This window comes from Halalkalibacter krulwichiae, from assembly GCF_002109385.1.
GTDB classification, from domain to species: domain Bacteria; phylum Bacillota; class Bacilli; order Bacillales; family Bacillaceae_D; genus Halalkalibacter; species Halalkalibacter krulwichiae.
The window spans coordinates 1,753,555-1,777,739 of record NZ_CP020814.1; the positions used below are offsets into that span (position 1 = coordinate 1,753,555).

The 24,185-nt window shown below is 35.3% G+C and carries 16 protein-coding genes; 14 read left to right on the forward strand and 2 right to left on the reverse strand.

Features of this window, described 5'->3' with window-relative positions:
• Window positions 1-91: 91 nt before the first annotated feature.
• Entirely contained in the window at window positions 92-499 is a 408-nt protein-coding gene (locus BkAM31D_RS08830; RefSeq protein WP_371807197.1) for a DUF771 domain-containing protein, read from the reverse strand.
• Window positions 500-1,800: 1,301 nt separating this feature from the next.
• Here BkAM31D_RS08830 and BkAM31D_RS08835 point away from each other — a divergent pair.
• The 4 genes from BkAM31D_RS08835 to BkAM31D_RS08850 all read left to right on the forward strand — a co-directional run bounded on the left by BkAM31D_RS08835 (window position 1,801) and on the right by BkAM31D_RS08850 (window position 5,588).
• On the forward strand, window positions 1,801-2,523 hold the full coding sequence (locus BkAM31D_RS08835) for a hypothetical protein (RefSeq protein WP_066159926.1): 723 nt from the start codon (window positions 1,801-1,803) through the stop codon (window positions 2,521-2,523).
• Between the two features lie 14 nt (window positions 2,524-2,537).
• Window positions 2,538-2,792, forward strand: coding sequence for a hypothetical protein (locus tag BkAM31D_RS08840; RefSeq protein WP_066159923.1), 255 nt, complete (start codon window positions 2,538-2,540; stop codon window positions 2,790-2,792).
• A gap of 248 nt (window positions 2,793-3,040) precedes the next feature.
• Window positions 3,041-4,495: a hypothetical protein gene (locus BkAM31D_RS08845; RefSeq protein ID WP_157108282.1), complete on the forward strand. Its 1,455-nt coding sequence runs from the start codon at window positions 3,041-3,043 to the stop codon at window positions 4,493-4,495.
• On the forward strand, window positions 4,488-5,588 hold the full coding sequence (locus tag BkAM31D_RS08850; RefSeq protein WP_066159920.1) for a hypothetical protein: 1,101 nt from the start codon (window positions 4,488-4,490) through the stop codon (window positions 5,586-5,588). Before BkAM31D_RS08845 ends, BkAM31D_RS08850 begins: the two co-directional genes overlap by 8 nt.
• Before the next feature lie 567 nt (window positions 5,589-6,155).
• Here BkAM31D_RS08850 and BkAM31D_RS08855 read toward each other — a convergent pair.
• Window positions 6,156-6,872, reverse strand: a complete 717-nt coding sequence (locus BkAM31D_RS08855; protein WP_066159915.1) for a hypothetical protein — start codon at window positions 6,870-6,872, stop codon at window positions 6,156-6,158.
• 299 nt (window positions 6,873-7,171) lie between these two features.
• Here BkAM31D_RS08855 and BkAM31D_RS08860 point away from each other — a divergent pair, with 299 nt between their 5' ends.
• From BkAM31D_RS08860 to pglX, 10 genes are all read left to right on the forward strand, one after another.
• Window positions 7,172-7,429, forward strand: a complete 258-nt coding sequence (locus BkAM31D_RS08860) for a DUF4258 domain-containing protein (RefSeq protein WP_066159912.1) — start codon at window positions 7,172-7,174, stop codon at window positions 7,427-7,429.
• Window positions 7,430-8,163: 734 nt separating this feature from the next.
• Window positions 8,164-8,898 (forward strand): MerR family transcriptional regulator, encoded by a 735-nt coding sequence (locus tag BkAM31D_RS08870; RefSeq protein WP_066159904.1) that lies wholly within the window; start codon window positions 8,164-8,166, stop codon window positions 8,896-8,898.
• A gap of 642 nt (window positions 8,899-9,540) precedes the next feature.
• On the forward strand, window positions 9,541-10,293 hold the full coding sequence (locus BkAM31D_RS08875) for a hypothetical protein (protein ID WP_066159901.1): 753 nt from the start codon (window positions 9,541-9,543) through the stop codon (window positions 10,291-10,293).
• A 207-nt stretch (window positions 10,294-10,500) separates the two neighbouring features.
• Window positions 10,501-11,967, forward strand: coding sequence for an AAA domain-containing protein (locus BkAM31D_RS08880; RefSeq protein ID WP_066159898.1), 1,467 nt, complete (start codon window positions 10,501-10,503; stop codon window positions 11,965-11,967).
• On the forward strand, window positions 11,907-14,000 hold the full coding sequence (locus BkAM31D_RS08885; protein ID WP_066159895.1) for a DEAD/DEAH box helicase family protein: 2,094 nt from the start codon (window positions 11,907-11,909) through the stop codon (window positions 13,998-14,000). The genes BkAM31D_RS08880 and BkAM31D_RS08885 overlap by 61 nt, the downstream gene beginning before the upstream one ends.
• A gap of 84 nt (window positions 14,001-14,084) precedes the next feature.
• Complete coding sequence (locus BkAM31D_RS08890) at window positions 14,085-15,386, forward strand: PDDEXK-like endonuclease domain-containing protein (protein WP_066159892.1); 1,302 nt, start codon at window positions 14,085-14,087, stop codon at window positions 15,384-15,386.
• Between the two features lie 368 nt (window positions 15,387-15,754).
• Window positions 15,755-16,345: a DUF1819 family protein gene (locus BkAM31D_RS08895; RefSeq protein ID WP_066159889.1), complete on the forward strand. Its 591-nt coding sequence runs from the start codon at window positions 15,755-15,757 to the stop codon at window positions 16,343-16,345.
• A gap of 8 nt (window positions 16,346-16,353) precedes the next feature.
• Window positions 16,354-16,899, forward strand: a complete 546-nt coding sequence (locus tag BkAM31D_RS08900; protein WP_066159886.1) for a DUF1788 domain-containing protein — start codon at window positions 16,354-16,356, stop codon at window positions 16,897-16,899.
• A gap of 9 nt (window positions 16,900-16,908) precedes the next feature.
• Window positions 16,909-20,526 (forward strand): BREX system P-loop protein BrxC, encoded by a 3,618-nt coding sequence (brxC, locus tag BkAM31D_RS08905; protein WP_066159884.1) that lies wholly within the window; start codon window positions 16,909-16,911, stop codon window positions 20,524-20,526.
• Window positions 20,527-20,586: 60 nt separating this feature from the next.
• Window positions 20,587-24,165 (forward strand): BREX-1 system adenine-specific DNA-methyltransferase PglX, encoded by a 3,579-nt coding sequence (pglX, locus tag BkAM31D_RS08910; protein ID WP_066159881.1) that lies wholly within the window; start codon window positions 20,587-20,589, stop codon window positions 24,163-24,165.
• The last annotated feature ends 20 nt before the right edge of the window (window positions 24,166-24,185 follow it).

Genomic DNA, 24,185 nt, shown 5'->3' on the forward strand with positions numbered 1-24,185 from the left:
TGTTTTGGGGTATTACCAAGCACTATCACCTGATAATGCTTGGCAGATAGTATTGTAGATATAAAACGAAGGTCTACTTGTTATTTATACATCAAGAAAAAATTCGTTGGAAATTCTCATCCAAAAATTTTGCCATTTTTGATGCATGAAATGACCATGTCTGTCCTTTGGGTTTTGGGTAGAAAACAAACCCACCATTTTCTGAATCGAGGATTTCCTTAAACTTTGTTCGATAGAGGATGTTCTCTTTAATCCAATCTGATTTTCTATTCACTTTCTTTTCAAGATCATTCATAGCCCAATAGACTCCGAATAATTTTAATTTTTGTAATTCTTCTAGTTCCGTCTTTGAAATGATTACTGTATCGGGTGGAACAGGGATATTTAAACTTACCGATAGTTCTTGAACGGTTTTGACTTCGCTTGGATCAATTAAGAAATTATTTTCACTAAGACTATTATTTGGTTGTGTTTTGTATTTGGCAATTAACTTTTGTATGAAATGGCAATTAAGGGAATACGAAAATCCGTATCTTTATCCATACGCGATGAGCTTGACACGGAGCCTCTATGGCCATGAAATTTGGCAACACGGCAAGCTTGTAGCTTGCCAGGCATAGTAGCCTATCATGACCACCTCTCCGTGTAAAGCTGCGCTTATTCATAAATTGGTGCATACGCTTAATTGCCAAAAGACACATTTATTAAATGCCATAAACAGTGTTTCTATCATTGATGTCACTCCTTCTAAGATGTTATTTATTTTTAAAGCAGAGAAAATAGATTAATAACAATCGCCACATGTTGATATTTAATTATCAGCTGATACTATGCCTTATCGGCAGGAAGTAAAAAATTTCGAAGGTCGCAAATAGCGGGATTTTCTACCAGATGAATTGCTATTGCTTCGGTAAAAATATGCTTTATATATCTAATAGTAATAAATAAAGATTACCTTGGAAAATTAGTGAGGGGGTAGGAGACAAGGAATTGGTTTTTCGGAGAGAGGTAGGACGTTGATTTTGGTTCAATATCTCCGTCAGTGATTCCGTCAGTGACTGACGTACCCACTGACGAGGATTTTGTTATCAAAATACACGTCAGAATCGCGCCCTTACTGGATTCTTCTAGCCGCTCAAAAACCTTAAAATAACCAGGACTATATTTCCCCCTGATCCTGCTAAAAAAGGGTCTTTTTTGGCCCGAAAATGAACGCATGAATTACGGGATTTTAAAGTGCCTATATGCACCTAAAAACAAGAGCCGTTATCTAATCTCTGTGTTCGCCTTTTCGTCTATGTTGAATGATTGACCTAAGACCCTAAACGCCAGTTAGGTCTGTTTACGCATAGCGATTGTTGTAACACCACTAAGTCTGCTTCTACATAAAAAGTAACGAAGGACTATATATTCATCTGTGAACTCTCTAAACGCTGTTACCGGAACTGTTCGGTCTATTCTAACGAATGTGTCTTTGGGTCCTCTCGAATTTCTATTGTTATTAATGATGAGCCCCTTGAGGGAACCACTTTATTTCGTAGTAGACGGTTTACTATGCAACAAATATCTTCATTTTTAAGTTAGGAAAGTGAAATAAGATTGGGAATGATGAGAGAGAGGCCTAAGTGGTCTCTTTTTCTGTTACAAGCCACAAAGCAATAAAGAAATTTGATAAGGTGGAATTGGAATTTCTTTAAGTCAAGCGTCTATTCATGATTCAAATGGTGGAAAGATTTTTTATTGGAAAAAAGTAGTTTGTGAGATACACTTTTAATATAAGGAAATATATGGAGGATTGCAATGGATTTACAAGAGGGCATTGATTCATACATTCAAGCAATGAAAGATATACAAAAATCAATAAACCAACTTCAAGGAGAAAGGTTCTTAAAAAACCACCAAAAGACCTTGCATTTTAGTCTTTTAGAGACAATCTCCAATGGAGTTTACGGAGATAGATACCGTAATATAGATAGGTTCAAAAGATTTATAATGGAGTTTTGTGAATGGGAAGACGCAGAAAGAGTGAGCCTTCAACAATTGGCATTACTTCTTGAGAATACACAAGAACATGAGTTTCAAAGATTAAAGAAACATGTCTCTAAAGGAATAGATCGTTACCCACCTGCAAGTGCAACTCCATTTAGTTGTGATTCTTCATTAAAGGAAATAAAAGACTTAATGCCTAAAGGTAATACTTCAATCATGGGTGTGGATATACACACTCTTACTCATGTAAACCTCTTGTGGAAATATCGTAATAGTTTAGTACATGAAGCAAGATCAATTGGTGCTCAAGAATTGTTTGACCATGTTGACTATCCACATTATGTTCATTTCACAATGTTAGAAAAAGACGGTCAATGGGAAGTGTGGAAAATCTCTTATCCTATCCAATTCTTCAATAATCTCATTGAAATAGCATTGGTAAGTGTGAGAGAGAAATTGGTTGAAATGGAACATGATCCACGCAGTAATTATGACTTTGGAGAACTTTGGGTGAAGTCAAAGCAAATGAAATAAAAGGGGGTAAGACAATGGACTTAATTTTAAAATATATTGCAGGTCCTTTAATAGCTGCTGCACTCACGACTTTTTTCGTTTGGTTAAAAGAAAGCAAGAGTGAGAAAAACAAACATTTAGAAAATGTAACCTATGAGCAACTTACAAAGGTATACAATAAATTGTTCATTCTTTATTACAAATACAATCCAATCTTGGAAATCAAAGAGGTTGAAAAAACCTATGACGTTACACCAAACGGGAAAGAATTAACACGTCCTGTACCCTGATGCAAAATGGATGAACTATGAAGATGTAGTAAAATCTTTTGAAGAGGCTGGATATACAAACATTACGGTAAATTTGGATTATGATATTATTACTGGTTGGCTAACCGATGAGGGTTAAGTAGAATCAATCATATTGATAGCGAGAAGAAAATTAATTCTTACGATGATTTTCAGTTGTATGCAGAGGTTAAAATTACATATCACGATCATAGGAAGAACAAAAATAAGTGATAATGAGGTGTGCATAGGTGGGTGAGATACTTAGAGAAAATCAAAATAAAAAATTGTTGCTTGAGATGAGTGTTGTGGATGGTGAATATGACTTCACATCGTCTATTGTCGCAGCATTAAGTCAAGCAGAATTAGAAATACATAATTTAGATGAAACAATTGAGTCAATTCAATGCTTAAAGCCTAGTTGTGATAAATTGGACTATATATTAGCTGCGAGTTCAGGTACATTGTGTGGCATCATTGATATTTTCTTGGTTGGTAAACCTGGAGAATCACCTCTCGGAGATATTACTGATAAGTGGTTTGCTAATCGAACAACTGATTTTGCTAAATTGTACGGATGGGAAGATAAAGGAGAGAACTCTTTGTCTTCAGCAATTCGTTTTCTTGAAAATAAGTTTAAAATTCCATATGACCAGCGTGGAGCTGGTGACGCGGCAAGTTTTGTTTTTGATTTAAGTCCGACAAATCATCATTTTAAATCACTCGCACATAATCCAAGTTTGCTTGGTTTGTTCTTTTCAATATTAGACCAGTTTAAAAATTCTTCGCATTTTATTTCCGGTGGTGAACTTATATCTTTAGTTGATGCAGATGAGAAATTCGAGTTAAGAGGAAACAACATACCAAGCAAGTTTTTCTGTGCATTTACTAATTGGTTTGGTCATTTAATATCTGATATGTCAGGCTCATCAGGTACCAAGGGCCGTGGAATGGGGATTCCTTCTCCTTTATGGACATGGACAAATGATATCATTGCATTAAAAAGGACTTTGAATATTCCTGTGTCACAGTTTGATAACTCAATAAACGAGCTAGCTGTAAATATATATAACAAAGGATATGATGCTCGATTCCAGTCGACTCAAGCCATTCCAGTTTTTATAAACGAGATGTTAGTTCGACTTGTTTTTGCTATCAGAAGACTTATCAAATATTTTGCTGAAACCGATAAAGAAACTCGTTCGTTTTCACTTATGTGGAAAAAGTGTGAGCCTTTTTCAAATCCAACTGTTAAAAGAATGCTGACTGTAGCACATGGGACGTTTTGCCTTATAGATATAGGTGATGCTACTGTTCGTGGTTTTGTAACAGGTGCAGGATCTTTTAATCCGACTGAGTTTTTCTTGCGTCTTAATATTGTAGGGGTTGGACGACTTACTATTTCCTTATATGGTGAAGTTAAGCGTGAAATCGGCATACAAAAAGCAGAAAGAGAAATAATCTTTGCGAGAAAAGAAAAATTGGTTGTAGAAAATTATATTGAGGGACTACAACTATTATCGGAATTATATGATGATAAAAATCTTTTAAATTTTATAACTGATTTCGAGAATAGTGATATGTATATACACGCTTTTGAAAAATCTTTTTTGTTAGCTAAAAAGAGAAATGTACCAAATAATGAAATATTAAAAAATAAGATGGAAATAGATTCTTATTTTTTGGGGGAGATAAAGTGTGAGTAAGAAGAGATCAAATTTACAAATTGCTCAAGAACAAGTTGAATCTACCATCAAAAAGACAAATGAAAAAATAGAGGAGCTTGGAAAATATACTAGCAATCTTTATATTGCATTAAACGATATTCAGGAGCAATTTGATAAAATTAGAAACGTGCCAAGTCAGAAACACTTGGAATATAAAAAACTAAAAGAAGTTCGTTTGTATTGGAAACAACAGGTTGAAAAAATTGAGTCAGATTATAAAAATGCTGTCGCCAAGAATGCTGAAAAAGGTGTAGCAGGTGTTGGCGCAGGTGTAGCAGTAGCCGCCCTTGGTCCTACTGCAGCAATGGGAATAGCTACAACTTTCGGTGTTGCATCAACAGGAACGGCTATATCCGCTCTGAGTGGTGCTGCAGCCACTAATGCTGCATTAGCGTGGTTAGGTGGTGGAGCACTTGCGGCAGGTGGTGGCGGTATGGTAGCCGGAAACGCTATCTTAGCTCTTGCTGGGCCTGTTGGTTGGGCAATTGCAGGCATTGCAATTTTGGGTAGTGGACTTCTTTTTTGGAAGACTAAAAGTGATCGGAATCGACTTGAAAACATTTTTACATTGATAAGTAAGCGAGATGAAAAATCATATAAACTTGCAATTGTCGAGCTTAATGAACGCATATCTCGTATAAAAGACGAAAGTGTTAAACTCAACGATGCGATTGAAAAGATAGAATCATTTGGAGTGGATTATAATCATATGACCGAAGCTCAGCAGTTTGAATTAGGAGCTTATGTGAATTTGATGTCAGCATTAACACAATTGCTTGTAAATCCGATATTAGGTTTGCAACCAAAGTATAATGAAGAAGACTTCAGCAAATTTATTACTGAAGGTAACGGAAAAGCTAATGAAGTTTTATGTTCCTCACATAAAGATTTGATAATCGCATTATCAAATCTATTATATAAAATTAAATTAGATGATAAGGATAAAAAACTTTTGTGGAAGTCCTTTAGAAAGAACAAGAAGTTCTTATCATCAATGAATACCTCGAAGAAAGAGTTTGATTATATAATTCTTGATATAGTTTGCGAGGCTCTTTATTTTAGGCTCTGTTAAACGTTAATGTTGATATCTAAAAAAAGCGAACATACGTGCCTCCGTTAGAGTGTGAAACTCTAATGGAGGCACGCGTTCTTGTTCGGTTGGATTCAATTTTCCCAAGTGTTTCAGTAAATTGCTGAACGCTTTGCTCATCGCCGCAGTAAACACCACTACATCTTGTCTGCGATCACCATCCAAGCCAGGTTGAGTGCGTGTCGCAGATAGTATTGAAATAGTCTGCGACCACTATTCAACCCATGTGGTATGCGGAAACATAGTCTCTTAACATAATTAATGTTTTGAAAATTTACAATTACTGTACAGTACAACCATACTATTCACTAGAAAATGATTTCCAACAATTGACGAGATTACAGAAGATCAAAGCCTAATTCCTCGGTTGTGATCATAAGTGATTAGGCTTTTTTAAGATAGTATAGTCTTGTGGCTGTAACAGTTCATAGCTATAGAGAGGGCTTCTCTTCCATAGACCCAAGAGCATTATTGATTTTTACATGTTGCAAGTTGATAAAGTCCGCTAATCCGTCCAAAAGTAACTTTAACCATTCCCCTTTAATTCTGCTAAGTCTTCCAATAAACTTTTCCAATCATTAAATCATCTGGTTCTTCTAGTTCATATTTGTCCTTCTGTCCACTCAGGACATCAGAAAATACAGTATAAAAATCCCCGTTATAACGAGCGGTAAAATGATTAATTTCCTTTTCAATTTCTTTAATCAGATCTTCTTTCGTTTGGTTCCTCAACTTCAGTTGTTGGTGCAAGCTTTGTATTCGTGAAGCCCATATGCCATCCTTCCAGTAAAAAGAGTTATGTTTCGGATAGCAAGAATGCCCAACGTTTTCTACGGTCTCCATTCCGTTGTTAACCATCCGCATAATCGTTTCACGAGAAACTCCAAGCTGCTCACATAATTCATTGCTCCGAATTAGATAGGGTGGTTGGTATGTAAAATGTAGGTCCCCGTATTCGGAGATGAGCAAGTACAGCGAGTCCAAATAATACTTAGTTAGTGCAAAGCTCTGTACCGTCAATGAATTGATAACGAGACAGTCAATGAGGTTTGATAAGAGGTATTGTGCCTTTACGACGTCAATATTTTTGGATATCACTGTGTCATCACTTGGAGAAATTCCTACCACGAAATTATTGAATTTCAACTGGGTGGCATAAGTCGTAAGAGTGAATTTTGTTAAATAATTGAACGAACTATCATCTTGGATATGAGTTACCAATTCGCGGATAATTTGCTGCTTACCGTCAGAACTTTTCGGTTCCACTACGCCACCTCCTTTTTTATCATCATAACAACAATACAACCAAAAAAACAATTTCGTTTCAATAGATAAGCTTTATTGTGAGGATTTCAATAAATCTTCAATTATACTTCGTTAAAGGGTAAGAACATATCAACTGAATACAGTAGGGAGTGGTTGAAATTAGGGGATGATGATTTTTCTTTAGATTAATGGCATAGCTGTTAGCAAAACCAAATACATCTTGAATGGGAACGACAGGTTAATTAAAATAGAATGAGGAACATACGTTCTTGGTAATTATATATGGCGAGGTGATAACGATGGTGCGATACACATTTGCTTTTACTACTCATGCTAAAAAACGGTGTATACAGCGTAATATTGATCGATCTCAGTTATGTCGGCACCTTCTTTCGATTCCATACAATGAAGAAAAAAATAAGAAAAGAGAGTGGCCGGTGCCGAACAGTAAATTGCTTGTTATTTTTTCGGATAGTGACTTTCAACGAATTATTATTACCGTGAGTTATCAGAAAATAAAAAAGGGGCGTGATCGTAATGAAGCGGAAAAAAATTGAGGAATTTGATGATGCTTTCGAGGATGGTGTTTTTGCTTTTCCACCTAGTCCGTCCGAACCAAAGGTAAAGATAAAAGCATTGGGGAATACTGTAAACACAAAGGTGTTTTACCTACAGATTTATCTAAAGAAGAAATGAGTCAATTCTTAGATGAAGAGTGAATTTATGGGAATGGTCTGAATGTGGGGCATTATCACAACAACAGGGGCAATAGGTAAAGGTCTGTTGCTAAAGCCATATGTATATACAACATATGGTATCGTAGGCGTTATTCTTCATTCTACAAAATTAATACTTGAGAGAATATTATGTTTACTACAGATTCAAATATTTTTTTATTATTACGAGTGATTATTGTGAAAACTATAACGTAAATTACCACCACATGTGGAGTATATGTGCTCCACATGTGGTGGTAATTTATTGCAGATGGCATAGCTGGGTTAACTAAATCAATCTAACAATATAGTTCATTGGTATGGAGGGTTAGCCAATATTATAAGCGCCAATGAAGTTACTTCCATAGAAGACGGGGATTATCATAATTCCTACGTCTTCTTTTTTATTTTTCCAAAGCTCTAGGGAAGATACTAACACCAACTTTCCCTTAAATTGGAATTAAAATTGGGGTTCGAATTTTAGTATATGCTGCCGATAAGGTCATTTGTATAGCAAAGAATGCTATCCGGGTTATCCGAATGTAAAAAAAAACACTAAGAAAGAAGGGATAAATATGAGTAATGTAATGTTTATAGGTGAATTTTCCACAGCATTAGGCTTGCCTACCAATACGTTAGAAAGTTGGGTGAAACGACTTGAAGAACACAAACTACATTTCGTTAATAAAGACCCCGTTACAAATAAAAGGGTATACGATGAAGAAGATTTAAAGGTCTTTATGTATATAAAGGATCAAAGGAAAAAAGATGTACCTTTCCATGTAATTTATAAACAAATCAGTAAAGAAGTGCAATTGCGTTATGAGGTTGTTGAGGATTTAGTAGACGATGAAGAAGAAATAAAATCTCAATTAGAGTTATTTAAAATGCAATTGTGCTATCAAGTACAGGATACACTAGAAGATGTGTTGACAGAGCGCTTAATAGATTTCAATAAAACGGTTAAAGGGTTTATACAAGAACTTCTAGAGAAAGAACTCGTAAAACAGGAACTTAATGTAGACCACATGCAACAAGAGCTGCGTGTAAAAATACAACGCGCTAGATTGGAAGAGTTTATTACTATTCATAGGTATATTGCGGAGCTTGAGGAACATGCCCTCTATAAGTGGAATAACAAACCTGAATCAGAACGCCTGAAAAAGGTAGGTTGGTTTAAAAAAGCAGAGGATGTCGAAGCTCGTAATGAATTTGTAAAAGCATACGTAAATCAGTATTTAGGAGCTTGCATAAAAAAGGGTTTGACTTGTCAGAGAATTAACGAAAAAGGAAGAGGAGCTAGGTTTTAAGCTCGTATATAGAATTCGTTGGTGAGAGGAATGACGATTACTTTTTTTGCTACTCTTCTAGTTACTAAGTAACCACACCATTGAACTGGTTGTTTGAACTACTGACCCTATATGGGAGTAAGACTGAAGCCACCTCTTTCTTAAAATGCTATTACCGTAATAATATATGTACTTTTTTGATAAAAAATTTATGGAGGAAAATGAAATGCAACTTATTCACTACAGATTGTCATTGCTCAAGAGTTAGAAAGTTTTTTTCAGCTAATAGGTGGGTTGAATTATAGCGTTAAGACTAGCATTCTAGTAATAATATGCCGTTGGATATTCCAGGAGAAAATTATGACTGATTTTGTTGAATGTATGGGGAAAACATTCAAGTATAATAGATTATAGAAGTAATGGCGTCTGACAAAGCGTAAAGACATTTAAGTTCTCTATGTTTTTGTGGTTTCTGACACCAAAATCCAATTTGAAGAACCTTGACATTTGGGACCTTTTTAGGCACCGTGGGCTATTCCTAAATGGATTTCAGCTATTAATGCATAAGTCATACAAGTTCTATTTGATACATACTGTGGTAAGAAAAACGTCTGTAATAGGACAATTTTCTCAACTCATATGTTAAGTATGAGGAGGGATGGTATGGCTAATAGTTCAATAAAACATGATTCGCATGATGATATTGTATATATATCATTGGACAAGATAGTTCCTTTATACAGCCCTAATGTGACGGGTGTGTTTCTCAATAGAATGAAAGGGAATTTCCAGCACCTATCGACCTTTGATTTACTATTCCCTGTAGAGAAAGATCCTAAAAAAGATGAATATATTTTGGTTGGAAAATATGATTATTATCATTTTATCGTTAATAAAACTTTGATGAAGACTGTGCCTTGTATACTAGAACCATATTCAGGGAGGGTTTCTCAGTATTTTAAGCTATTGAGAAGAAGTCACCCAAGTGGTGAACAAACGAAAAGTACACGGCAAAGTGTATTGAAGTTACTGGAAAGTAGAAAAGTGATTTGGAAAACTGTCATCCAGTATACCTCCTTAACGAAAAAAGAACTTAGTGACCTTAAATATAATCCAACAGTTCCAGCTGAACATATAAATGCCTATACTACTGAAATAACATTAAACTGGATTGATAATCAAGCATTTAGGCCGGAAGTTAAGAAGTTCTTATACAAACGTGCTGGACTTCCTTATAGAGATCAAAAAAGATTAACAGACGAAAGAAGAAAATTTATTGTTTCTTTTTTAAATAGAGAGAAACGTTTTGCAATGTTAACAGATTCACAACAAATAAAGATATTGACTAAGGCCATTAACTTTAAGGCAACAATGTTTGACCATCTCAAAATGCTAATTGATGATTATCTTAGCTAATAGCTTAAAATAAATAGTACAAATGCTAGGCCAAAAAGAATTAAGGACATTCTCATTAATGCCTTTCCTGTTTGGAGTTAAATTATTGCCTTATGTAGTCTCTTCTAGAAACTGTAATGATAATAGGTTTATTGTTCACTCCCTTTACTGTAAAAAAAAGTGAGGGAGTATTTCTTATTACATAAGACTTTTGGAGGGGATGTTAGTATGAACTCTTCTAACTTAGATAAAGAGCGGGCTTTGCGTTTATTTACATATTTGAAAGAATTTTCGATGCTGGAGACTCCTTTAGTTCGTAACGTGGAAAACTACGACGATGTTTTGTGGTTTTCTGAAGTTCCTGAAGAAAAGGAATGTACCACCCCATTACAAGATGGAGATTTTCATGATGTATGGATAGAAATCGAAAAGCCAATTAAGCCTCCTGTCTCTTCGCCATCTGAGAAAATAGTTACTTGGTTAGAATCAGAAGATGAATTAAATAATGAAAATAAAGAGCCTAAGCTGGTTGAACAAATTCCTAATCCTAACTATGTTGAAGATGATGAGGATGAATCACCAGAACCAAGATACATAAATTTAAACGACCATCCTGAAATTACTAATGAATTTCAAAAATACATGGAAAACGAGTGGATGCCTTGGAAAGAAGAGGTATTTCGCTTTAAGAAAGTTCAATCGATCTATACAGATTTATTCTCCATTTACCAAAAGCATAAAAATTTAGGTGAACAATTTGAGCTGATTGTAGGTGTTGGTTTATTGAACTGGAAGTCACCGAATGGGCAAATTGTCCATTGCCACCTATTAAATGTTCCGGCAACATTTGGTTTTGATGCGGATACTGGTGTAATAACGGTTGTTCCTACTGCTCAAGGGATTAATCCAGACTTAGAACAAGATATGTTGGAGTTAGAAGATCGGCTCGATAGTTCTTCACTTCAGCCGGTTATTGAATTGATCCATTTATTACAAGAAAACTTCTGGGACAAGACCACACAAGATACCATTTTAAGATCCTACGTGCAATCATTATCTGCTGAAGGTGTTTACTATGAAGAAGAAATAGAAAATAAACATAATTTTGCAAATGAACCTATTGTTTTATACAGTCCAGCATTAATCTTAAGGAAAAGGGTGGAAAAAGGCTTTCAACAAGCTTGTACGAAAATTATAGATAATATAGAGAGTGATCCTAGTTCCATACCACAAGGAGTAACCCGCATTTTTAAAACTATGGATGACTTACAACCCAATGGTATAGAGGGAATGGACACTGGTGTGGAAGCAGAGGACAATATTATCTATTTTCCGAAAGAAGCCAATGAAGAACAGGAAAAAATTATTTCCAGGTTAAGTAGTCGAAATGGAGTGATTGTTCAAGGTCCACCTGGGACTGGGAAAAGTCATACGATTGCTAACTTAACCTCACACTTACTAGCAACTGGAAAAAGAGTGCTGATTACTTCAGAAACGGACCGTGCGTTAAAAGTTTTAAAGGCTAAACTTCCTAAAGAGCTTCAAGGTCTTTGTGTGAGTTTATTAGGGGCGGATTCACAATCGTTTAAGGATTTAGAACACGTGATACATATGATTTCTAATGAACGTGATGATTGGGATCCGGATGTGACACAAAAAGAAATCGAAAACATATTAAAAAGCTCCATGATTTAAAACAGCATGAAGCAGCTTTAAAACATCAACTTCGATCAATAAGAGAAAGTGAAACGTATAAGCATCACCTAATAGATGGAGCTTATGTAGGTACTGCTCAAAACATAGCCCAACAATTACGAAAAGATAGTGATCAGTACGGGTGGATTTCGGATAATGTTCCTTTAGATTATAAGTTTCCATTAACTAATGATGAAATTATGGAATTAGTTAGTCTTTTCGATGAGATTGATTCGAACATAGAGGAACAGTTAAAACGTACCTTTCCAGACTCTAAGAGTTTATTGACTCCTGAGGAATTTACTGGACTCACATATAGGGAATATTCACTACGAGAACAACTAACTAAACATCAGCACATTCCTGAAGAAGAGCTAAAGCCGTTTTATCGTTACTCTAATGCAACAAGAAATGAGTTATTTTCAACTACTGAAGAAGTTCTTTCTATTATAAAACTACTGGAAAATAAGAGTGAAACTTGGATTCAGCGAGTTTTAGATGATTTATCAAATAAAAAGGCACAAGCGTGGAAAGAATTTTATCAGCAAGTTGAGGCACTACTTAATGAAGTTAGTGAATTATCAAAAAAGCATAGTCTTGTAGTAGTGACTGGTCTTTCTGAACGACCACTAAATGACGTGAAGTCAGATACATCTTTACTACGTAAACACCTAGAGAGTGGTAAAGGGCTAGGCTTTCCATTAATTCGTCCAAAAGTGGTAAAGGATTCTTGGTATATCGTAAAAGATGTAAAGATAGATGGAAGGAAATGCGATAACCTCGAAAGCCTTATAAGGTTGGAAGAAGTGTTAACAGTCGACTGTGCGATTAATTTAATGAATCATTTAATGAATGACCAACTGAACACAGAGCTTCCCAAGAAAACAGGTCGAGGATTAACCATAGCAGCTATAAAAAATGAATTAGAGATTTTTAATGAAATAATGAAGTTGGGAGATTTGCTTGAAGAAATTCCATTAGAGTTGTCAAATAATCTATCGAAAGATTCCCTTTTATCCTTAAAAAACAAACTTGAATTAGTTGCTGTTAAAGTTGAAATAAAAACTATCGAAGAATCGTTAAATAATATGCTTGAAATTTTGGGACGAGTAGAGACAGATACGCATGATGTTGTTGAACGAATCAGGACATCGATTACAAAAAGGAACATAGAAGAGTATGTTACCTCCTATGATCAATTAATACAATTAGAACATTATGCAACTAAATCCAACCGTTTCAGCAAATTAAAAATGCTATTAAAAGAAAGTCTGCCAGCCCTTTACGATGAACTTAGCCATTCCACAAATTATGTTGAATGGAAGAACAGGATAGAGTATTTTAATAAAGCATTGAATTGGGCGAAGGTGAATACTTGGTTAAATAACTTTATCAATTTCGATGTGGAGCAATTAACGAAAGACCTAGAAAAAGTTGCGAAAGATATTAAAACAACACTCACAGAACTAGGTGCTAATAAAGCATGGAGTTCTACATTAATAAATATGACAGAGACACAACGCCAGCATTTAATCGCTTGGTCAACTGCTGTTAGAAAAGCAGGGAAAAAAACAGGACCTCATGCACCAAGACATTTAAAAGATGCTCAATACCATATGACTTATTGTCGTGATGCCATACCAGCTTGGGTGTTGCCTTTGTATCGAGTTTTTGACACATTTAAAATGGAACCGAATTTATTTGATGTGGCAATTATTGATGAAGCGAGTCAATCAGGGCCAGAGGCTGTTATTCTAAAGTATTTATCAAAAAAATTAATAGTTGTTGGTGATAATAAACAAATTAGTCCTGAGTATGTTGGTCTAAATAGGAATGCTGTTAACTATCTACGTAAAGAATACTTATTTGATTTTGATATAGCAGATATGCTCGATGGTGATACTTCATTCTTTGACCTATCTAACGTTCTTTTTGGAGGAAGAATTACATTACGGGAGCATTTTCGATGTATGCCGGAAATTATTGAATTCTCAAATAAAATAAGTTATACAAATACACCATTAACTCCTTGAAGGCAATATCCGCCCAACAGGTTAGAACCAATAAAGACGAAACACATAATAAATGGGTATCGTGAAGGATCAGGACAAAAAGTTTTGAACCGTCCAGAGGCTGAGGCTGTTGTTGAACAAATAAAGAATTGTATAAATGACCCGCGTTATAATGGTAAAACGATGGGAGTAATTAGTCTTCAAAATATTGGTCAAGCCCAAGAAATTCACAGATTGTTAGTAAATGAAATTGGAACAGAAGAAATGGAACGAAGAAACCTTATTTGCGGTGATGCATATGCATTCCAAGGGGACGAACGAGACATCATCTTTTTAAGTTTAGTTGCAGCACCTGGAGAAACAGCGTTGAAAGCAATCAATTCTGATAAAGATACACGCCGATTTAACGTTGCAGTTAGTCGTGCTAAAGATCAGCTTTGGTTATTCCATACTCCTACAGTTAATGACATTAGAAATAAATCATGTTTACGTTACCAATTAATAGCTTATTGCCAAAATCCATCTAAAGAGACAATGGAATCTAATCGTGAAAAATGTGAAAGTGACTTCGAAAGGGCCGTTTTTGATCAAATATCAACAAGAGGATTTAATGTGGTTCCTCAACATGAAGTTGCCGGCTTCCGAATTGATTTGGTTGTTGAAGGTACAACTGGAAGAATCGCTGTTGAATGTGATGGGGATCAGTGGCATGGTCCGGAACGTTATGATTACGACATGAATAGACAAAGAATTCTAGAAAGATGTGGTTGGAAATTCTGGCGTGTTAGAGGGAGCGAGTATTATCGAAGTCCTGAAACAGCACTTGATTTACTGTGGGAAACATTAGACTTTTATGAAATAAGGCCAGAAGGTTTCGAAAAAGAGCCTATGGAAGAAGACAATTTTGATGAATGTAGTTCATCCAAAAATCAACAAAACAGTGATAAATTGGCGAGCTCTATTAAGACTAAATCCATCTCTTTAAAGAAAAAAAATCCACAAAATAAAGGCAAGAAGAAGGATAAAATAACCCAAGAAAGCCAGGGTAACCATGTGTCAAATAAGGTGGAACAAATGTACCTATTCTCCGGAGACGAACAAGAGCAACTATCCTTGTTTGAGGAAGAAATTAGTACACCAATTGTTACCATCTCCGAGGATGAATCTTTAAAGATGAACGATATAAAGTTTAACCAGTCACCGACTCTAAAGTCTTACTTAAAAAGTGAAGGTTTTGAAGTAATCGATAAGCGATCAAAAGGTGGTGCTTTATGGATAATTGAAGAAGAAGCGCTAACCCCAATAATACAACAATTAAAAAGGCAAGGGATTGAATTTACCTACTCTAAAAACGGAGGTCTTGCAACAAAACAGAAATCTGCTTGGTTTACATCATATAAAGATTAAGAAATAGACGAATGTAGCGCCTGCCCCCAGTGCAGTAACACTTTATTGCACTGGGGGCAGGTACCCCTTTTCTTCTTTTTTCTTACCGCCAACCTTCGCTAGATAAAAGATACATTTCAATCATGTTCGATTTTTCTGAAACTAGCAAATTCAATTTTCATCTTCGTCTCCCCATTTTTAGTAGACACCTATGAAAGTTAATGGAGGAAGATGATTATATTTTAAATATTATTTTATAAGATGTGTTGGGTGGTCTATGTGTTTTTCCTATACAATCACACTCGTTCCTTTTTTTTCCTTTAAAGAAAAGGTATAATTTATTAGAGATGTCTTCAATATTGGGGTGAATGAAGAAGGTGTTACTAACGATGAATTATGCAGCAACATTTATGACGGAAGCTTGGTTTGAAACAGAAATGCGTACGGTGATTCAACTGAAAAAAGAAGGGCTTACTCGTGCGGAGATTCTTGAAAAGCTTATTGAAGAAAACACCTTCCAAATGAGAAGTGTAGATAGTATTAAAGCTCGTTTTCAGTTGGTATATAGACGAGTCAATGCATTAGATGAAGAGTTATCGAATTTATTCCTACAAAGTCATGCATACGACATGAAGGCAATCAATCTATATACCTTTTTAAAAATATATCGAATCCCATATGAATTCTTTTTAGAAGTAATTGTACCTAACTCTCAAATAAATCAGCAAACATTTGTAAGAAGTGACTTTTATTATTTCTTTGAGAAGAAAGAAGTCCAGTCAGAGATAGTGATGAAGTGGAAAGAATCCACGAAGAAGCGTCTTATTAGTGCGATGTTACAATTCTTTAGAGAGAGTGCTTTAATTAATCAAGAAGATAAAAATACGTTTAAAATTGTTCCTTTACATATGAGTTCAGAACTAAAAGAATATGCCGAGAAGAACGATAGACTTCTTTCTCTTATGGCGACGTTAAAGTAGGTGAGAAGATGAGTGAAGTATACAAACGATTACAACGGTTAGAAAAACGAATACATGAGGAAGGTTTCACGACCCCTACTGGAATAGGTAGTGAAATTCCTCATTATGTATTTGACTATCCACCAGAAGAAGAACTGCAAGTCCGTTTATATGTTCCAAGTTTAATCCAGCGGTCAACAGTGGACATTAAAGAGATTAATTTATTTCAATTCTTATTAAACCTGTTTGAAGATGAGTTGGACGATCTGTTAGAGATTAGTGAGGAAGAAGGATATGAAGGTATCGTTGATGTAGTGGAAACGATGTTAGATGAGCAAGATACATTAGTAGATACCTTTATTGAACAAGCAGGAGAAGCAGAGATTCTATTTATTACAGGGGTAGGGAACTCATTTCCATTTTTAAGATCAAGTCAAATATTGAAAATGCTTTCTAATGCTGCTTACCGGAAGCCGATTATTTTATTTTATCCTGGTCATTTCACAGGATTAGAGTTACGACTCTTTAATCGATTAAACAATGAAGACCAATATCAATTATCACGTATTTCTTAGGGGGATATCATGCGTGTTGAAGAGCTATTTAGAAAGAGTATACACCGTCCTATAAATGGTGTTGTTCAAGCTGGTCAGCTTGATGAAGGAACAATTAAAAATGAGCTTGAAGAATATGTTATGACCGAAGAGGGTTCATTTTATTTAGAAACTTTCTATAAGAACTATCTTGCTGTATTCAAAAATCCGTCAACAAATATTGGTGTGTGGGTATCTGGTTTCTTTGGCTCTGGTAAATCACACTTTCTTAAAATCTTATCCTACTTGTTAGATAATAAAGAGATTGATGGGAAAAAGCCAGTTAGCTATTTTGAAGAAAAAACATCAAAAGATGATTTACTGTCAATGATGCATGAAGTAGCGGAAAAAGAATCAGATGCGATTCTCTTTAACATTGATTCTAAATCTTCTTCTTCATCTACTGATAAAGAGCGAATTGTTGAAGTGTTTTTACGTGTATTTAATAGACATCTTGGTTACTCTGATACACTTTGGGTTGCGGAGATGGAACGACAACTAGCTGCCGATGGGAAGTACGGGGAATTTCGTGACGCAATTCAATCGATATCTGACACGAGCTGGGAGCAATTCCGTCTAAAAGTTACATTAAGAAAGAAAAAAATAATTCAAGCACTTGTAAAAATAGGCTATGACGAAGATACGGCAACAGACTTTTTCGATATTAATCGGAAAACGTTTGAAATGAACTCAGAACGTCTTTCACAGTTAATTGCAGATTATTGTGAAAATCGGGGAAAAGAGTACCGTTTGACATTCCTAGTCGATGAAGTTGGACAATATATTGGTACGAATTCAAGTTTAATGTTGAACCTACAGACAGTCGTAGAAGACATCGGAAACCGGTGTAAAGGACAAGCATGGGTTATTGTAACATCGCAAGAAAAAATCGAAAGCTCAGTATCAAATCTTGATAGTACGAAGGATTTCTCAAAGATCCAAGGACGTTTTGCGACTCGAATTAATTTATCGAGTGCCAATACAGATGAAGTAATCAAGCGTCGTTTACTTGAGAAAACAGATGTGGGAGCAGATACACTACAAACGATGTATGACCAAGAAGAACAAATGATTCGTAATCGTCTTGCGTTCGATAACAAGACCCAATTACGTTCAGGATATCGCTCATCGAGTGAGTTTGTATCACTCTATCCATTTGTTCCTTATCAAGTAGAACTACTACAAAAAATCTTTAATAAGATTCGTCATCAAGGAGAAGGTGGGGCTCACTTAGCTCACGGGGAACGTTCGTTACTGAAAGCCTTTCAAGAGGCTGGACAGTTAAATGCAAGCTATGATGTAAAACATATGGTCACACTTGAAGAATTCTACCCTTCTATTCGTGGTTTTCTAGAATCCTCAATCACAAGTACCATTGCACGAGCAGAGGACCGCGCTAGGAATAATGAGGGATTAGAAGTAGGAGACGTAGCGGTATTAAAAGTTCTTTATTTAATCAAAGGAATTGATGAAATTAAAGCTACTGCCAACAATATTGCAACCTTGTTATTAGAAACCATTTACGATGAAAGACAACCATTAGAATACAGAGTGAAAGAGTCGTTAAATCGCTTGCAGCAGACAATGTTTATTGAGCAACATGCTGATGGAACATACTCATTCTTATCAGATGAAGAACAAGAAATTAATCGCGAAATTAGGGTAGAAGATGTGAATCATATTGCGATTAAATCTCAACTTGGTGATATGTTCTTCCGTAAGATGTATCCTAAAGTGAAGTTTGATTATAAAAAAGATGCGCTGCATATACCGTTTGAGTTTAATAAGCGCTTTGATAATTATACGAAAGGACAAATGAATCACCCTCTAACGATGCAAGTGTACTCTGTGTTTATGTCGAACGAAGCGGCTGCATTAGAGGCTAATGAAGGGCATTTAATTATTTGTTTAAACGAGGAAGTTGTAGCTCAAGCAGAAAGTGCTTTGAAGTACATCGAACAAGTACAAAGCTATATCAAACGAAAAAGAACAACAACGACAACACAAGCGCAATCAAGAATTTACGATGAAAAAGAATCGCAAATCGATGAATTTGCACAAAAAGCAGAAGAGCTACTTGTAAAGTCTTGTGAAGGTGCAAGGTTCTTTATACAAGGGCAAGAGCGTGTATTCAAAGGTTCATTTGAAACCCAAACAAATAGTGCCTTAGAAATGCTCGTAAAAAACACATATCGTAAGCTTGAATATGTCGATACACCAATATCATTTAAAAACCAAAAGGAAGAATGGAAAAAAGCTGTAACAGAAGGGCTTCAAGGGAACCTATTTGGTGAAACAAACAACAAGAATGCCGTTGAGGAGGTTGCGTTTGTACTCGACGATTTAGCAAGATTGAATGATAAAATGACGGTCAAAGCTCTTTTAGAGAAGTTTCGTGGTATTCCGTATGGTTGGAGTGATCAAGATACTATCGGGATATTGTTAGCTTTACTAAAAGATGGAAAGTGTAAGCTGACATATTCAGGTGAACCATTTACTCCTTCAAATAATTCTTTCTTTGACCGTCTGACGAGAGTGACAGAACTTGAGAAAATAATGATTTTACCAGTAGTTGAAATGGATCGACAAGTAAAGATCAATGCGAATGAATTAATTCGGGATTTCTTTGGGCGAAACGATACGTTTGATACGTATGAAGATTACGATCAATTTATCAAAGCTCAACTAAAAGAGCGCTTCTTAGACCCATTAGATGCGATTCGAGATCGTAAAAGACAAGCTCCTTCACACAATTATCCTTATCCCGGGGATAACATGTTAACTCAAGTAGCGACAGGCGTACAAAAAGTTGTAGCCATACGTGAACCTGAACAGTTTGTTAAAGAGTTTATCAATTTAGAAGATGAGTTAGAAACATGGCTTAGTAACATCGAACAACTAAATAATTTTTATCATAAATCTGCGATTCAACGATTTGATGATGCTGTCAAAGCGATTGAGCAGAACAAACAGGACTTGGCTATTATCCGTAATGATGATCTAAAAGTGATTGAAAATGAAATCAATCGTATTTTAATTGCAGATGAGCCATATCGTGAGATACCCTCACTATCAAAATTGATAGTTCAATTAAATGAAAAACTTACAGAGGAAGTAGAAGAACAAAGACAAGCATCTATTGTACAAGTAGGAAAAATGGAAGAGCGTATTTCATCTACAAAAGAGTTTTATTCAGCTGAGGAATCTATACTTGAATTCATTGAAAAAGAGGAACAAGAAGTTAAAACATTAAGGAAACGTATTGAGGATGAATCTAAGTTAACTACAATTCGTCTCTTATTACAAGAAGTTCAACATCTTACAAACGATATAGAGTCCAAAGCAAAGAGCATGGAAGAGAAGCTTCGTAGACAAGCGGTAAATGTTCAGCCAAGAGATGAGGGAAAAAAAGGACAATCTACTCAACCATCGCCACCAACGATGGTCAGGGAAAAACAAGAAAAAGTAATCAGCCCAGCCGTGCTTTCAAATATCTTCTTTAATCAGAAAGCCATGATAGAGACGCAAAATGATTTAGACAATGCAATACAAACACTAAGACAAGAATTGTTAAAGGAATTGAAAGACCATAAGTTAATGAAAGAATAGGGGAAGTAGGCTGTCTCAAATGTAATTTCGAGACAGCCTCTTCTCAGAGGAGGTATATCTTTGAACAAAGCAGAGTTAAAAACATTTGCGATAGAAGCAAGAAGAGATTTATTAGAAAAAGTAGCGCTTCGAGCGAGATTATTTGGTATAGATGAGGGTACAAGCTCCCTGTCTATGAAAGAGCAATTTGGACAGCTTACAGTTAATGGAAAAACATATCCGTTACAAATGAAACCTGCCTTTACATCTCTTGAAAGAGAGCTAAATATAAAAGGCTATGAGCAACTAATTGAAGAGGTGGCTTATACATGGTTTAACCGTATCATAGCAATTCGGTATATGGAAGTACACGGCTATCTACCTGAACGAGTTCATGTGTTATCGAGTAGCACAGGAAAAGCGGAACCAGATATATTAAATCAATATGTTTCAATTGATTTACATGTAAAGAGAGAAGAGGTTGCTGTCGACATTCGTAAGGGGGATACTGAAGCTGCCTATCGTAAGTTATTTATTGCCCAATGCAATGCCTTAAATTCAGCCCTTCCGTTCTTATTTGAGAAAATTAATGATTATACAGAACTATTACTACCGGACTTTTTACTTGATAGTGAATCAGTGATCAGCAGGCTTGTTCGTAATGATGAATTAACGGAAAGCTTTAATGAAGTAGAGGTCATAGGTTGGTTGTATCAGTTTTATAATACGGAACCGAAAGATCAAGTATTTGCAAATTTAAAGAAAAACAAAAAGATTGAAAAATACGACATTCCAGCAGCCACACAGTTATTTACACCAAAGTGGATTGTTCAATATATGGTAGAGAACTCACTAGGGCAAATCTGGCTTGAGTCTAATCCTGATTCACCATTAAAGGAATCAATGAAATATTATATCGAGCCTGCCGGGCAAGAGGAGGAAGTACAAAAACAGCTTGAAAAGATTCGTTATAAAAACGTCAATCTTGAGGAAATTACAATTATCGACCCGTGTGTTGGGTCTGGACACATCCTCGTATATGCCTTTGACTTGCTTTATCAGATGTATGAAGAGGCAGGGTATCCGAGCAGTGACATACCTCAATTGATATTAGAAAAGAATTTATATGGACTAGATATAGATGATCGAGCAGCTCAATTGGCTTCATTTGCACTGATGATGAAGGCGCGAGAAAAGTCGAGACGCATTTTCAGGAAGGATGTTGAATTGAATGTAATGTCGATTCAAGAATCGAACGGACTGGATGTTGATGGGGTAGTGGGGCTTCTTGCCGAGAATGTGGAAGAGGAGAAGGAGTTACATACACTGTTAGAAACTTTTGTGGATGCGAAAAATTTTGGATCAATATTGCAGCCGGAGAAGATTGATTATGGAAAATATATCGAACGGATTGAGAATGTAGATGAAAGTCAGTTGTCCTTGGAGAATTATTTAGCGTATGAGCAGTTAGGTTCTGTTATAGCGCTACTGAAGCAAGTAGGAATTTTGTCATGTCGATATAATGCGGTAGTAACGAACCCGCCATATATGGGAAATAGGAGTATGACAACAATATTGTCGAATTTCATTAAAAATAATTATAAGATATCTAAACATGATTTTTTTAGTGTTTTTATTGAAAGAAACCTAAAATACACTTTACCTAACGGTTATATGGGGATGATCACCCAGCCTTCATGGTTACAGTTAAACTATTTCAAGGCGTTTAGAGAATTTATTGTAGAAAATACGATTATTAAAAGCTTATTGTATATGGGACGTGGTAATTTCGGTATTGACTTTGGATCAACTTCTTTTGTAATTAGGAATTTTAAATCACCAAAATACAATGGTAATTACTTCAAACTTTACAGACGATTATTCCAATATATAGATACAGAGGATATTGAAAGTATATTTATAAAAAGTATTAATGTGGAAAATTATATACACTGTTTTGATGCAAATAAAGAATCGAGTTATCAAAAAATTAAATTTACGTTTAACCAAAATAATTTTAAAAAAATACCCAATACTCCATTTTCATTTTGGGTAAGTAATCAAGTTATTGGAGTTTTTAGTAATAGTAGACAATTAGCCGAAATAGCTGAACCAAGGGCAGGTCTGCAAACGGGAGAAAATGAAAAATTTGTTAGGCAGTGGTACGAGATACCTTTTAATAAAATGGGTATAGGAATGGGCGATAGAGAAACAGCAAAAAATAGTGAATTAAAGTGGTTTCCTTATAATAAAGGTGGGAATTATCGCAAATGGTATGGGAATTTTGAAAATGTAGTAAACTGGTATAACGATGGAATTGATATTAAAGAAGATAAGCTTTATAAATTGTCAATTGGAAAGTGTCTAGAAAGTAACTCAAAACCTAAGAATATTCAATATTATTTTCGTGAAAGTATAACATGGTCATTTGTTAGTTCTGGTAGCTTTGGTGTTAGATATTCACCCAAAGGTTCAATTTTTGACATTGGTGGTTCGTCTGTTTTTCCAAATAAGAAAGACATTTTATATATAACTGCGTTTCTAAACTCAAAGGTAGCATACACCTTTTTAAAAATTCAAAATGACACGATGAATTTTCAAGTTGGAAACATTGCAAGCCTACCAATTAGAACTATAGAGGGGGAGCTCCTCGAAAAAGTTAATTTTCTTGCTCAAAATTGCATTGATATCTCAAAAAGTGACTGGAATTCTTATGAAATATCCTGGGACTTTGCAAGGCATAAATTAATAAGTTTACAGGAAGAAAGTTTATTAATAAGTAATTCCTTTTTAAGGTTAGAAAAGTATTTGAAAGAAAACTTCAATAAATTAAAAGACTTTGAAGAAGAATTAAACCTAATTTTTATAGATCTATATGGATTAGTAAAAGAACTTAATCCCAAAGTTAACGACGAGGAAATTACACTAACACATCCAAATAGAGAGCTTGATACTAAATCCTTCCTTTCCTACTTCATCGGCTGTATGATGGGACGTTATTCATTAGACGTTGAAGGACTTGCTTATGCTGGTGGTGAGTGGGATGAATCAAAGTACCAAACATTCAACCCAAACAACCATGGGTTAGTACTAATAACAGACGATCGTTACTTTGACGATGACATCATCACGCGCTTACGTGAATTCTTATCTGTTGCTTTCAGCCCTGAAACTGTCGATGAGAACATAGAGTGGATTGCAGAGTCGTTGACAATGAAGAAAAACGAACCTGCTGAAGAGCGGTTGCGTCGTTATTTTATCGATGAATTTTTCAAAGACCATGTCAAGATTTATCAAAAGCGACCGATCTATTGGCTTGTTGATTCTGGTAAACAAAAGGGCTTGCGTACACTTGTTTACTTGCACCGTTATCAACCAGACACAATGGCGACGATTCGATTTGAGCATTTACAAGAAATACAAGCAAAGTATAACAATGAAATCTCATCCATTGATAGTCGTATCGTAAACCCTAGCTTAAGTGCAACAGAAAAGAGGGAATTAGATAAGAAAAAGACTCTCTTCCAGAAACGTTTAGATGAGTTAGTGGAATTTGATAAAGACCTTGCGATGTATGCAAATGAGCAAATTGCGATTGACTTAGATGATGGTGTGAAAGTGAATTACGATAAATTTAAAGAGGTATTAGCAAAGATATAGAAAGGTTCACCCTAAATGTC

Coding starts and splice junctions, on each gene's coding strand:
- BkAM31D_RS08835 (WP_066159926.1), top strand. CDS start 1,801: ATGGATTTACAAGAGGGCATTGATTCATACATTCAAGCAATGAAAGAT.
- BkAM31D_RS08840 (WP_066159923.1), top strand. CDS start 2,538: ATGGACTTAATTTTAAAATATATTGCAGGTCCTTTAATAGCTGCTGCA.
- BkAM31D_RS08860 (WP_066159912.1), top strand. CDS start 7,172: ATGGTGCGATACACATTTGCTTTTACTACTCATGCTAAAAAACGGTGT.
- BkAM31D_RS08870 (WP_066159904.1), top strand. CDS start 8,164: ATGAGTAATGTAATGTTTATAGGTGAATTTTCCACAGCATTAGGCTTG.
- BkAM31D_RS08875 (WP_066159901.1), top strand. CDS start 9,541: ATGGCTAATAGTTCAATAAAACATGATTCGCATGATGATATTGTATAT.
- BkAM31D_RS08880 (WP_066159898.1), top strand. CDS start 10,501: ATGAACTCTTCTAACTTAGATAAAGAGCGGGCTTTGCGTTTATTTACA.
- BkAM31D_RS08895 (WP_066159889.1), top strand. CDS start 15,755: ATGAATTATGCAGCAACATTTATGACGGAAGCTTGGTTTGAAACAGAA.
- BkAM31D_RS08900 (WP_066159886.1), top strand. CDS start 16,354: ATGAGTGAAGTATACAAACGATTACAACGGTTAGAAAAACGAATACAT.
- brxC (WP_066159884.1), top strand. CDS start 16,909: ATGCGTGTTGAAGAGCTATTTAGAAAGAGTATACACCGTCCTATAAAT.